Source organism: Pseudomonas sp. WP18 (genome assembly GCF_036689585.1).
Classification (GTDB): Bacteria; Pseudomonadota; Gammaproteobacteria; order Pseudomonadales; family Pseudomonadaceae; genus Aquipseudomonas; species Aquipseudomonas chlororaphis_E.
The window spans coordinates 311,595-324,071 of the sequence record NZ_CP144758.1 but is presented as its reverse complement, the minus strand read 5'-3'; the positions used below and the strand labels follow the sequence as shown (position 1 = coordinate 324,071).

Here is a 12,477-nt window from a genome sequence, read left to right as displayed (position 1 = left end):
ATTAGGTATCCAGACGCCAAAGACTAGACCAAGCCAGGCGAACCCGACGCCAAGCCGACCAATGACCCCGTCACGCACAAGCGCTAGAATCCGAATCTTCCCGCGCGCTGGAGCGAAGATGGACATCAAGCAGCTGAAATTTCTCATCGCCCTGGATGAAACCCGTCATTTCGGCCAAGCCGCCGCCCGCTGCCACATCACCCAGCCCACCCTGTCGATGCGCCTGCGCAGCCTCGAGGAAGAACTCGGCCTGCCACTGGTCAACCGCGGCCAGCGCTTCGAAGGCTTCACCGCCCCGGGAGAGCGGGTGCTGGCCTGGGCGCGCACGGTGCTGGCCGCCCATGACGGCCTGCTGGCGGAGGCGGCGGCCTGTCGCGGCAACCTGGCGGGTACGCTGCGCCTGGGCGTGGTGCCGTTGTCGGACTTCGACCCGCTGTCGATGATGCAGCGCCTGCACGACGAGCACCCCAACCTGCGTTTCGAATTGTCGTCCCTGAGCTCCGAACAGATTCTCGAACAACTGGCGAACAACCGCATCGACCTGGGCATTTCCTACCTGGAACGCCTGGACAACGAACGCTTCGAGGCCTTGCCCTTCAGCCAGACCCGCATGGGCCTGCTGTATGACCAGCGGTATTTCTTCTTCGGCGAACAGGCGCTGAGCTGGCAAGCGTTGATTGAACTGCCGTTGGGCATGCTCACCAGCGGCATGCATTTTCGCCAGTCCATCGACTACCACTTCCACAGCCGGGGCCTCACGCCGCAACCGCTGCTGCAAACCGACGCCGTGCATCAATTGTTGCAAGCGGTGCACGGCGGGCTGTGCTGCGCGGTAATGCCGCTGGACAGCGGCCTGGACGTCCTCACCGAAGACTTGCGCATCCAACCCATCGACAGCGCGCACACCCTGGTGCCGCTGGGGATGATCATGCGGCGTGGCGCCCCCCGCTCGGCGCTGGCGGAAGCCTGTTTCGCGCTCTATCAGAAATCAGCGACAGCTTCTTGATCGACGTCATCTATTGATAGATCAGTAATAGCGATTAGACGTGGCAGATTGCCGCATTTAGTCTTGTCACTATTCCACACATCGGTGATGTCATGAAAACCAAGCCTCCGGCCTGCCCGGTGCCCGCGGTGCAAGCACCCGTGCCCACCGCGAGCCAGAGCTATCAATACGTCAACCTGGACCACTCCCAAGCCGACAGCGCCGCGCTGGCCGAGGAAGTGGCGTTGGCGATCGCCTATAACGGCATCAGCCAGGCCGTGATGCTGGTCACCCCCACCGACCTGGAAGACTTCATCGTCGGTTTCAGCCTGGGCAGCGGCATCATCGAAGACGCATCCGACATCTACGACCTGCAACTGAGCGGCAGTGGTTCGGCCCAGTCTGCCCAGGTGACCATCGCCAACCGCGCGTTCTGGAATCTCAAGCAGCAACGCCGGCAGTTGGCGGGCACCAGCGGCTGCGGATTATGCGGCGTGGAAGCGCTGGAACAGGCGCTGCCGAACCTCAAGGCCTTGCCCGGCGCCGCGTTGCCGCCCGCGCCATGGCTCGAAGGCCTGCGTCAGCGCATCGGCCAGTTCCAGCCACTGGGCCAATACTGCGGTGCGGTTCACGCCGCGCTGTTCATGAACGCCCAGGGCGAACTGCTGCTGGGCCGTGAAGACATTGGCCGGCACAACGCCCTCGACAAGCTGATCGGTGCCCTGGTCCGGCAACGGATCCAGGTCACCGGTGGCGTGGCGATCGTCACCAGCCGTTGCAGCCTCGAGCTGATCCAGAAAGTGCTGCGTGCCGGCATCCAGACCCTAGTCAGCCTGTCGTCGCCCACCGGCCTTGCCGTGCAATGGGCCCGTCAACACAACCTCAACCTTATCCACCTGCCGCAAAAAAGTGCGCCGCGGGTCTACAGCCCTGCGATGGAGAATCACGCGTGAGCAATCATCAACAAGCCGACCAGAAACCCGTTCCGCGCTACAAGCCCTACAAGGGCCCGGCCGGTGGTTGGGGCGCGCTGATCAGCGTCGCCCAAGCCTGGTTGACCAGCGATAACGCGCTGAAAAATATCCGCATGATGCTCAAGACCAACCAGAACGGTGGTTTCGACTGCCCGGGCTGCGCATGGGGTGACTCGCCGGAAAGCGGCATGGTCAAGTTTTGCGAGAACGGTGCCAAGGCGGTGAACTGGGAAGCCACCAAGCGCCGCGTCGATGCGGCCTTCTTCGCCAAGCACAGCGTGACCTCGCTGTTGGAGCAAAGTGACTACTGGCTCGAATACCAGGGCCGCCTGACCGAGCCGATGCGCTACGACGCCGAGACCGATCGCTACACGCCCATCGGCTGGGAAGCGGCGTTCGCCCTGATCGGCAAGCACCTGCAAGGGCTTTCCAACCCGAACCAGGCCGAGTTCTACACTTCGGGCCGGGCCAGCAACGAAGCGGCCTACCTGTATCAATTGTTCGTCCGCGCCTACGGCACCAACAACTTCCCCGACTGCTCGAACATGTGCCACGAAGCCAGCGGCGTGGCGCTGTCCCAGAGCGTAGGCGTGGGCAAGGGCACGGTGACCTTCGATGACTTCGAGCACGCCGACGCCATTTTCGTCTGGGGCCAGAACCCCGGCACCAACCACCCACGGATGCTCGAACCGCTGCGCGAGGCAGTAAAGCGCGGCGCCCAGGTGGTGTGCATCAACCCGCTCAAGGAGCGCGGCCTGGAGCGTTTCCAGCATCCGCAGCACCCGTTCGAAATGCTCACCAACGGCGACAAGCCGACTAACACCGCCTATTTCCGCCCGGCGTTGGGTGGCGACATGGCGATCCTGCGCGGCATGGCGAAGTTCCTGCTGCAATGGGAGCGTGACGCCCAGAAGGCTGGCGCTCCAGCGGTGTTCGACCACGCGTTCCTCAATGAACACAGCTTCAACGTGCTGGATTACCTGGCCGTGGTCGACGACACACCGTGGGAACAGATCGTCGAGCAATCGGGCCTGTCCCTGGTGGAAATCGAGCAAGCGGCGCGCATGTACGCCAAGAGCAAGAACGTGATCATGTGCTGGGCGATGGGGATCACCCAGCATCGCCATTCGGTAGCGACCATCCAGGAAATCGCCAACCTGATGATGCTGCGCGGCAACATCGGCCGGCCAGGCGCTGGCCTGTGCCCGGTACGCGGCCACAGCAACGTCCAGGGCGACCGCACCATGGGCATCAACGAACGCCCGCCGACGGCCTTCCTCGACGCGCTGGAGCGGCGCTTCCAGTTCAAGGTACCGCGCGAGTATGGCCACAACGTGGTCGAGGCGATCCACGCCATGGCCAACGGCGAGGCGAAAGTCTTCATCGCCCTGGGCGGCAACTTTGCCCAGGCTACGCCGGACAGCCATCGGACCTTCGAGGCCCTGGCCAACTGCGACCTGACCGTGCAGATCAGCACCAAGCTCAACCGCAGCCACCTGGCCCACGGGAAAGAAGCGCTGATCCTGCCGTGTCTGGGCCGCACCGACATCGACCTGCAAACCGAAGGCGCGCAAGCGGTCACCGTCGAAGACTCCTTCAGCATGGTCCACGCCTCCAAGGGCCAGTTGCAGCCATTGTCCAACCAGATGCGCTCCGAACCCTGGATCATTGCCGGCATCGCCGCCGCCACGCTGGGCAGCCGTCCGGTGGACTGGAACTGGCTGGCGGCCGACTACAACCGCATTCGCGAGCTGATCGCCGACACGGTGCCGGGCTTCAAGGACTTCAACGAAAAGCTGCAGAACCCCGGTGGTTTCTACCTGGGTAACAGCGCCGGCGCGCGTCGCTGGAACACTGCCTCGGGCCGGGCCAATTTCAAACCCAACCTGCTGCCGGCCGACCTGGTGCATGAACGCACTCGCTCCACCGGCCAACAGCCCGACCTGATCATGCAATCGATGCGCTCCCACGATCAGTACAACACCACCATCTACGGCCTCGACGACCGTTATCGTGGCGTGAAGGGCCAGCGGGACGTGTTGTTCGTCAACGAGGCAGACATCATTCGCCTGGGCTTCAAGCCAGGGCAGAAGGCCGATATCGTCTCGCTCTGGGATGATGGCCGCGAGCGTCGGGTCAAAGGCTTCACCCTGCTCGCGTTCGACATTCCTGCCGGGCAGGCCGCGGCCTATTACCCGGAAGTGAACCCCCTGGTGCCGCTGGAAAGCACCGGTGACGACAGCCACACGCCGACGTCGAAGTTCGTGGCGATCCGCCTGGAAGCGGCGAGCGAGAATGGCCTGATCCTGGCCAAGTCGGCCTGATCATACCGATGGCGAGGGCGCCTGCGACCTTGCCACTGGAATTTTCCAGCGCCCACGAAAAAGGCCGTTTTCCTAAGAAAACGGCCTGTCCGAAGTAGCTAAAGACCGGCCAAAACACCTTAAGTTCCGCCCTAAAAACAATAACTTAGAGAATTGTGCACAAGTCGTGCTACTCGTCGGATTTCGATTGTCACCCAGCGAAGCCAGCCTCAGGATCGCGCCGTCATCCCTTTGAGGCTCCTCTATGAAGTTCTCCTCCATTCTCTTGTTGTCCCTTGGCCTGGTCAGTGGCATCGCTTCTGCTGGCGGTACTGCCGAAGCAGGCGTTGGCGGCGCATTGGGCGGGGTTTTGGGTTCGGTCGTCGGCCAGTCCCTGGGCGGCAACACCGGCTCCACTATCGGCGCAGCCCTGGGCGGCGCGGGTGGTAGTGCAGTTGGCGCAGACAAACACAGCCGTGGCGAAGCAGCCATCGGCGGCGCACTGGGCGCAGCCGGCGGTAACGTGGTTGGTCGCAGTGTCGGCGGCAGCACCGGCAGCCTGATCGGCGCGGCAGCGGGCGGTGGCGCCGGCGGCGCGCTGGGTAACTACATGGGCAAGGACGACGACGATGATCGTCGCTATGAAGGGCGCCGTGGCGATCGCCGCTACTACCGTGACGGTCACCCCGGCCGCGGCCATGCCTACGGGCATCGCAAGCATCGCCACCACTACCGCGACTGATCGCTGATTGCTACAGCGATAAAAATCGCAGCCTGCGCAGCGCCCCCCAGCGCCTGATCGCACGCTGCGATTTTTCGTTTCAGACCAGCAGTCGCTCCATCGCCCCGCGTAACCGGTCTGGAATGGCCACGGGGCGATTCGACACCCGGTCCACGAACACGTGGACAAAGCGCCCCGCCGCACAGGCCTCCTCCTCGCCCACCTTGAAGACCGCCAATTCATACTGCACTGAACTGCTGCCCAGCTTGCCCACCCGCAAGCCGATTTCGATCCGGTCTGGAAAGGCGACCGACGCAAAGTAATCGCAGGCCGAACTCACCACGAACCCCACCACGTCCCCTTCATGGATATCCAGGCCGCCCACTTCGATCAGGTAGGTGTTCACCGCCGTGTCGAAGAAGCTGTAGTAGGTGACGTTGTTGACGTGACCGTACACATCATTGTCGTGCCAGCGCGTGGTGATGGCTTGCAGATGCGGGTATTCGCTACGTTGCGGCATCAGGTGTCCTTTGCGATTGTCGAAGGGTTCACGGGAGCGGCGGCCTAGCGTTGGGCAAAACCCTTGCCCTGCATGGCCAGTTCGCCGATCAGGCGTGCAGGCTGCCAATGGTCGCCCTGCCTCGTCTCGAGCGCCAGCAGGCGAGCATGAATGTCTTCAAGCCCTTGGCTGTCCGCCCAGGCCATCGGCCCGCCCTTGTCTGCGGGAAAGCCATAGCCGTTGAGGTAAACCAGGTCTATGTCGTGGGCCGACGCGGCAATGCCTTCCTGCAGGATCTTCGCCCCTTCGTTGACCAACGCCAGCAAGCAGCGCTCCAGGATTTCCTCGTGGCTGATCTCGCGACGCTGGAAACCCAGTGCTTCGCTGACCTCCTGCACCAGCGCGTCGACCTCAACATCCTGTTCGGCCTGACGGCTGCCAGGTTCATAGTGATAGTACCCATTGCCGCTTTTCTGGCCGAACCGGCCCAGCTCGCACAAGCGGTTGTCCACTTGCACCTCGGGCGCATCCTGACCTTTGCCCGCCAACTCGCGAGCCCGCCATTCCAGGTCGATGCCAACCACGTCATACATGCGGAACGGGCCCATGGCAAAGCCGAAGCCTTGCAAGGCCGCATCCACTTGATGAGGGAATGCGCCCTCCAGCAGCATCTTGCGAGCCTCCAGCACATAAGGGTGGAGCATCCGGTTACCGATGAAACCGTGGCAATTGCCCGAGACCACGCTGACCTTGCCCATGCGCTTGCCCAACGCCAGCGCCGCCTCCAGCACGGCCTGGGACGTTTGGGCACCGCGAACGACTTCCAGCAGTTTCATGATGTGCGCCGGACTGAAGAAGTGCAGCCCCAGGACTTGGCCGGGGCGGCCGGTGACGGCCGCGATGGCGTCGATGTCCAGCGCCGAGGTGTTGCTTGCCAGGATCGCCTCGGGTTTGAGCAGGCTATCGAGCTCACGGAAGATGCTTTGCTTGAGATCAAGGTTTTCGTACACCGCCTCGATCACCAGGTCCACGTCGCGGATTGCCGTGTAGTCGTCTGCGCGGGTGACCCGCGCGATCCGGGCATCGGCTTCGCCCTGGTCAATACGTCCCTGACGCACACCATGGGCGTAGGTCTCCGCCACCGCGACCAGAGCCTGCTCAAGCATCTGTGGATTGTTGTCAACCCACTGCACCGCCACTCCGGCATTGGCCAGGCACATCACAATGCCCCGCCCCATGGTGCCTGCACCGACCACGGCGGCGCGCTGAATATCGAAGGGTGTCTGGCTCATGTTTGCTCTCTTGTTGGCGATCCAAAGACAGCCTTCACCTTAGTCAGCGTGAGACTTTTTTTGAAATTTATTCGTGTGATGGCGGGCATTCATCAGATGGATACCCTCGCTTTACCATAACCAGAAGATAGTCAACCATACGACGTTAAGTAAAGATCCAATTCCTTGGAGAAGGTTATCCTTCCCAACCGTTTCACTTTCCAACACTTGCTTTGCAGAAAGCTTAAAGTCCGCGCCAACGTGATTTTCGGCAACTCCCCATTGCATCACAGGCATAAGCTGTTCCACCGACAAGTGGATGCATTGCTCAAATACCACACCCTCCTTACCTGGAAAAAACCCAGCACACTGAAATTTTCCCCACTCCCCAACTTCTCTTCCATTTTCATCACCCGCCTAATCTGCTAAAGCTTTTCAGCAGACACTTAATCCCTTAAAAAACATCAACCATGCAGCTTACTAAGCATGACAACTACAACTCATTTGAAAAAGAAGAACAGGATCATAAATACTTTTCCCCAATATCGTTTCTAAGCTTTCAAGCTGATACCTTGTCAAATCATAGCCCTCCCACCCTTGCTGATCAGTAGCCCAGCCCATAATCCCCCTCAGAACCTCGTCATAACCCTCGGGAACCCTCTCTTCAAAAGCGAGCAACCCAGTATTATTGTAAAAAGCTTCAACTGTGTAGAGCATGGCCCGACGCCCCAGGTTTAATGTGAACTTGGTTTGTTTACAGCGTGTGATGCAAACAAGCTGAACAGAGTTTAATTTATGCTCACCAAACATCCCGATAATCAAATGACATTTGATAGTCGTAGCCAGACAAATCAAGAACGTGTTCAAAATGGGGTTGCAATATTGCGACCCACTCGTCAATCACGTTAAAACCGCCTACATTTATATTATCCTCGACCGGAACACCGAGAGCATCCATCACCCAAGGATCATCGCCAAAATCCTTGGTGTACTCACGCCCCTCACCAAGCTCGGTTTCCTTGTCGTACCAATCCAATTTGAGTTTTAAACCCATCATTCCCCCACAAATATTTTTTGATATTACGATCTGGTTTGGGACCATCAATTTGCTCGCCCGTTAAATAATCATAGGCCCCCAAATGACTTCCATCGCTCGCACGGTATGCCTCAAGTTCGCCGTGCATGAAATCCCACTCATAAATTATTCTGCCTTTTTTATCGGCCCACCGCTCTCGAAAGCCGCCGCCTCCCTGGCGAGGAGTCTTCTTTTTAACAACTCTTAAGTCTGGGAACCCTGCAATCTCCGTCACCTTGGGTGCGACATGGTAATCATGCCCTACGTCCGGCAACCCTTTACGCCGAACACTAAAAACTATGTACAGCGGCGAAACCCCGGAATCCGCTGGAAACACAAGAATGAAATCCTTGTACTCCGGTGGATAAATCGGATTGACGATAATGCTGTCCGCCGCAGGAGTCGGTGGAAAGATCCAGATAGGTGGGGCCTGGGGAGCGGCCTCCAAGGCCGGTATTCCCAGCGTCGCCGAAGGATCCTGCGCTGGCGTCCAGATCAATTCGACCCCATCGCCAAAGTCCGCGACATAGAGGTCGCCGCGAACCTGGAAAGTCACCACCGGAATCATTTCCCAGTCGGGCCGCGCCTGGGTGTTGTAGCCATACCCTTTCAACGTCCCGTCGGCTCGGGTTTCGATATGCAAGCGCACACGGGTGCGAGCTTGTTCCAAGGAGCGCAATTGATCTTCGGTGTAGAGTGAGCCGTCACCCAGGCTGGTAGGCGCCAGCAAGCCCACCAGGCCCAGCAGCGTACCCGCCGCCACAGGTGCGGAGATCGCGCCGACAGCGGCACTGGTGCCTGTACCGATTGCGCTCAATGCCGTCCCGCCCAAGGCGAACGTTCCGAAGCTGGCCGGCAACGCACCGGTGATTCTTTTCAGCGGTACGCGTCCCGACTCATCTACCTGGCGCCCACCCAGCAGCGTCACCGTGCCGTACTCTTTCACAAGCTCCGTAGGGATGTAGCCGGTTGGATTGCAGTAGTCGATAACCGCATCGGGCAACTTGCAGGATTTGGTGAATACGCAGCCTCGTATGGCGGGAGCGTGCTCTTGGTGTAGTTGGGCCAGACGCGCCTTCATGTAAGCGTCCTGCCTGCCGAGCATGGCGTCGTGGCGTTGTTGATCGACTTCGCGCTTGGCCAGCTCGGCTGGGGTCATATCCCGCAGCCTCCTATAGCCCCAGTCGCCACCATGGCGCTCCCAGACCTGGGGCTCACCGGGTTTTCCTTTACTCATCGTTCGTCCTTGCCCGGCCGTATCTACCCGGATTTGAAAGGGTGTGACGAACCTTACCGAGCAACCGAGAGAACGCTTAGCAGACGCTTCCTAGACTGTTGTGGGATCGTTCCTCCTTATTGCAATGAACAGCAATTTGACGGCCGTGCTGCCTCAGCCTGCGGGACAAAGCGGCGACTCGAGAATAGGTCGGGGGCAGAAACGCTACTGGAGATACCGCGTGAGGGGCCTTCCGCCTCGCCATGAGGCGTTACAAGTTCGGGCATTTTGATGCTTCGCTCCCGTTCCGTTTGCGCGTTAAGGTCGCCGTCTACATACGTTGCGTCGGGCCAGGAAGCTTGGCGCCCAGAACTCTGTTCAAGGACTGAACCATGCCACATCCATCTACCGCATTACGCGCGCTTATGCTTGCGTCGGCCTCGCTGTTGGCCGGTTGCCTGACCCTTCCCGCACGATCTGGCGCGGAGCCGACCACGTTCGAAACACCGGAATATTTCGCCCAACAAGGCTTGGCAGTGGTAAAGGCCTCGGCTTTATACGCCCGCGGCGGCACCGGCCAGGACGTCGTGGTGGCGCTGGTCGACTCGGGGCTCAACACCCACCTGAAGGAGTTCGAAGGCAGGCTGGCCGACCCCGGGTTCGACTATGTCGAGGGGCGCGCCGGCACGCTTGACCGAGTCGGCCACGGCACGCAAATGGCCGGCATCCTCGCCGCCAACAAGGATGGCCAAGGCATGCATGGCATCGCCTTCAATGCCCGGTTGGTACCCTTTCGTTTCGGCGACGACAACGAGCCGTTTTTCTTCGATAACAACATTGCCCAATCCTGGCAAAGCGGATTCGACAAAGGTGCTCGCCTGTTCAACAACTCCTGGGCCAATGCCATCCCGGCAACCGAAATCACTGAGGCACGCTACAACCAGGTGATGCCCGACGCCTTGGCGGTCGCCCGGAAACTGGTATCCGACGGTGCCGTATTTATCTTCCCGACGGGTAACGAACTCAAGCGTGAGCCCCTTGCCGAACCTGGATTGCCGCGGGCGCTCCCCGAACTGGAGAAGGGTTGGATCGCGGTCGTTGCATTGAAAAACGACGGCAGTGCCATCAATGGAAAATCCAACTATTGCGGCGTTGCAGCCGCCTGGTGCATCGCGGTCCCCGGCGGCGACACAGGCGCAGAGGCCGGGCTGCTCACCGTAGGCAAGGACGGTCGCTACGTGCAAACCGCCGGCACATCGCCGGCCGCCGCGTTAGTCAGTGGCGCGCTCGCGGCGCTACAAGGCCTGTATCCAGCACTCAGCCCGCAACAAGTCCGTGAGCACCTCCTGGCGACGGCCAACCGCTCGGGTATCTATGCCAACAGCGAAGCCTATGGCAGAGGGTTGATGGACCTTGAGGCAGCCTCGTTACGCCGGCCTGAACACATGACGGACTGAACAAAAACCCAGCAAACACATTGCACCGAAACCGCCAACGGCAAGACGCCTTTGGCTCGCAAACTTGGAAAAAAGGAAATGACCATGTCGTACAAACTCGCCTTACCCACCACCCTGATCCTGTGCCTGCTGCTGGGCGGATGCATGGAAATCCCGGAAGAGCCGCCCATTCTGGCTATCGAAACCCCAGTGGCTGGACCTGCAACATCCTGACAGTCTGATTAACTTTTCCAGGATGCTCGAAAGTCGGTGAAGGCTTTATCGCAGCGGTTTCCTGGGACTGTCCAGGCGCGAGCAGGAAACCATGGCGCCCGCCTTTCACTTCTCGAACAAATCACCCCCATGAAAAAACCGCCCCGAAGGGCGGTTTTTTTACGCTGTCCGAGCCTTACAGCTGCGGGCCAGCGGCCTTGATGGCGTCGCTCACGTCGAACTTCTTGAAGTTCTCGGTGAACAGACCGGCCAGTGCCTTGGCCGCTTCGTCGTAGGCAGCCTTGTCAGCCCAGGTGTTGCGTGGGTTCAGCAAGCCAGTTTCGACGCCTGGAACCGCCAGCGGCACGTCCAGGTTGATGATGTCCAGGTGTTCGGTTTCAGCACCGATCAGCGCGCCGCTCTGGATGGCCGCGATCACCGCACGGGTGGTCGGGATGTTAAAGCGCTTGCCAACGCCGTAGCCACCACCGGTCCAGCCGGTGTTGACCAGGTAGACCTTGGAGCCGAAACCACGGATACGCTTGATCAGCAGTTCAGCGTATTCACCGGCAGGACGCGGGAAGAACGGGGCGCCGAAGCAGGTGGAGAAGGTCGACTTGATGCCGCTGCCCGAACCCATTTCGGTCGAACCCACCAGTGCGGTGTAGCCGGACAGGAAGTGGTAGGCGGCTTGCTCTTCGCTGAGGATCGACACTGGTGGCAGTACGCCGGTCAGGTCGCAGGTCAGGAAGATCACGGCGTTTGGCTCGCCACCGAGGTTCTTCGGTGCGCGTTTTTCGATCAGTTCACGCGGGTAGGCTGCGCGGCTGTTCTGGGTCAGGCTGTCGTCGGCGTAGTCGGCTTTCTTGGTGACCGGGTCCAGGACCACGTTTTCCAGTACGGCGCCGTGCTGGATGGCTTTCCAGATCACCGGCTCGTTCTTCTCGGACAGGTCGATGCACTTGGCATAGCAACCGCCTTCGATATTGAAGACCACGCCCACGCCCCAGCCGTGCTCGTCGTCGCCGATCAGGTAACGGCTTTCGTCGGCGGAAAGGGTGGTCTTGCCAGTGCCCGACAGGCCGAAGAACAGGGTCACATCGCCCTCTTCGCCCATGTTGGCGGCGCAGTGCATCGGCAGCACGTCAGCAGCCGGCAGCAGGAAGTTCTGTACGGAGAACAGGGCTTTTTTCATTTCACCGGCGTAGCGCATGCCGGCGATCAGCACTTTCTTGGCCGCGAAATTGATGATCACGGTGCCATCGGAGTTGGTGCCGTCACGCTCAGGCTCGCAGACAAAGTTTGGCGCGTTGAGGATCTGCCACTCATCCTTGCCACCGGCGTTGTACTGCTCGGGGTTGATGAACAGGCAGCGGCCGAACAGGTTGTGCCAGGCGGTCTCGGTGGTCATCTTGACCGGCAGGTAGTGCGCAGGATCGGAACCTACATGCACGTGGGAGACAAAACGCTCGCGCTCGCCCAGGTAGGCCTCGACACGGTTCCACAGGGCATCGAACTTGTCGGCCGGGAACTTGCGGTTGATCGGGCCCCAGGCAATGGCGTCCTGGGTGGTTGGCTCTTCAACAATGAAACGGTCGACTGGCGAACGGCCGGTACGATGACCGGTACGAACAACCAGTGCGCCGGTATCGGCAAGCTCGCCTTCACCGCGATTCAGGGCTTCTTTGACCAGTTCATCGACACTCAGATCGGTGTACACGGCGTTATTGGCTTGCGTCATGAGATTCCCCGTCGGCCCGTGGCCGAGTGCTCCAAACGTTTTG

11 protein-coding genes are annotated in these 12,477 nt (G+C 60.3%); 6 read left to right on the top strand and 5 right to left on the bottom strand.

Annotated features, from left to right (window positions below):
* The first annotated feature begins 118 nt into the window (after positions 1–118).
* From V5F23_RS01355 to V5F23_RS01340, 4 genes are all read left to right on the top strand, one after another.
* The gene (locus V5F23_RS01355; protein ID WP_042729433.1) at positions 119–1,006 is read left to right on the top strand and encodes a LysR family transcriptional regulator; all 888 of its coding nucleotides are present in this window, start codon (positions 119–121) and stop codon (positions 1,004–1,006) included.
* Between the two features lie 92 nt (positions 1,007–1,098).
* Positions 1,099–1,938 carry a formate dehydrogenase accessory sulfurtransferase FdhD gene (gene fdhD / locus V5F23_RS01350; RefSeq protein ID WP_123578520.1) on the top strand — a complete coding sequence of 280 codons (840 nt, stop codon included), beginning with the start codon at positions 1,099–1,101 and terminating at the stop codon, positions 1,936–1,938.
* Positions 1,935–4,283 (top strand): FdhF/YdeP family oxidoreductase, encoded by a 2,349-nt coding sequence (locus V5F23_RS01345; protein ID WP_338497336.1) that lies wholly within the window; start codon positions 1,935–1,937, stop codon positions 4,281–4,283. The genes fdhD and V5F23_RS01345 overlap by 4 nt, the downstream gene beginning before the upstream one ends.
* Before the next feature lie 244 nt (positions 4,284–4,527).
* Positions 4,528–5,004, top strand: a complete 477-nt coding sequence (locus tag V5F23_RS01340; RefSeq protein ID WP_042729430.1) for a glycine zipper domain-containing protein — start codon at positions 4,528–4,530, stop codon at positions 5,002–5,004.
* A 79-nt stretch (positions 5,005–5,083) separates the two neighbouring features.
* Here the strand turns inward: V5F23_RS01340 and V5F23_RS01335 are convergent, their stop codons facing one another.
* From V5F23_RS01335 to V5F23_RS01320, 4 genes are all read right to left on the bottom strand, one after another.
* Positions 5,084–5,503 carry a thioesterase family protein gene (locus V5F23_RS01335; protein WP_338497334.1) on the bottom strand — a complete coding sequence of 140 codons (420 nt, stop codon included), beginning with the start codon at positions 5,501–5,503 and terminating at the stop codon, positions 5,084–5,086.
* 44 nt (positions 5,504–5,547) lie between these two features.
* Complete coding sequence (locus V5F23_RS01330; RefSeq protein WP_047736204.1) at positions 5,548–6,774, bottom strand: 3-hydroxyacyl-CoA dehydrogenase; 1,227 nt, start codon at positions 6,772–6,774, stop codon at positions 5,548–5,550.
* Between the two features lie 778 nt (positions 6,775–7,552).
* Complete coding sequence (locus tag V5F23_RS01325) at positions 7,553–7,807, bottom strand: colicin E3-like toxin immunity protein (RefSeq protein WP_338497331.1); 255 nt, start codon at positions 7,805–7,807, stop codon at positions 7,553–7,555.
* Positions 7,755–9,065, bottom strand: a complete 1,311-nt coding sequence (locus tag V5F23_RS01320) for a colicin E3/pyocin S6 family cytotoxin (protein ID WP_123578518.1) — start codon at positions 9,063–9,065, stop codon at positions 7,755–7,757. The genes V5F23_RS01325 and V5F23_RS01320 overlap by 53 nt, the downstream gene beginning before the upstream one ends.
* Positions 9,066–9,436: 371 nt before the next feature.
* Here V5F23_RS01320 and V5F23_RS01315 point away from each other — a divergent pair, with 371 nt between their 5' ends.
* Together V5F23_RS01315 and V5F23_RS01310 are read left to right on the top strand one after the other, a co-directional pair.
* Positions 9,437–10,501: a S8 family peptidase gene (locus V5F23_RS01315; protein ID WP_338497328.1), complete on the top strand. Its 1,065-nt coding sequence runs from the start codon at positions 9,437–9,439 to the stop codon at positions 10,499–10,501.
* An 84-nt stretch (positions 10,502–10,585) separates the two neighbouring features.
* Complete coding sequence (locus V5F23_RS01310) at positions 10,586–10,714, top strand: hypothetical protein (protein ID WP_272913997.1); 129 nt, start codon at positions 10,586–10,588, stop codon at positions 10,712–10,714.
* 175 nt (positions 10,715–10,889) lie between these two features.
* On the opposite strand, the gene V5F23_RS01305 is transcribed toward V5F23_RS01310, so the two are convergent.
* On the bottom strand, positions 10,890–12,434 hold the full coding sequence (locus V5F23_RS01305) for a phosphoenolpyruvate carboxykinase (protein WP_053148785.1): 1,545 nt from the start codon (positions 12,432–12,434) through the stop codon (positions 10,890–10,892).
* Between the last annotated feature and the right edge of the window lie 43 nt (positions 12,435–12,477).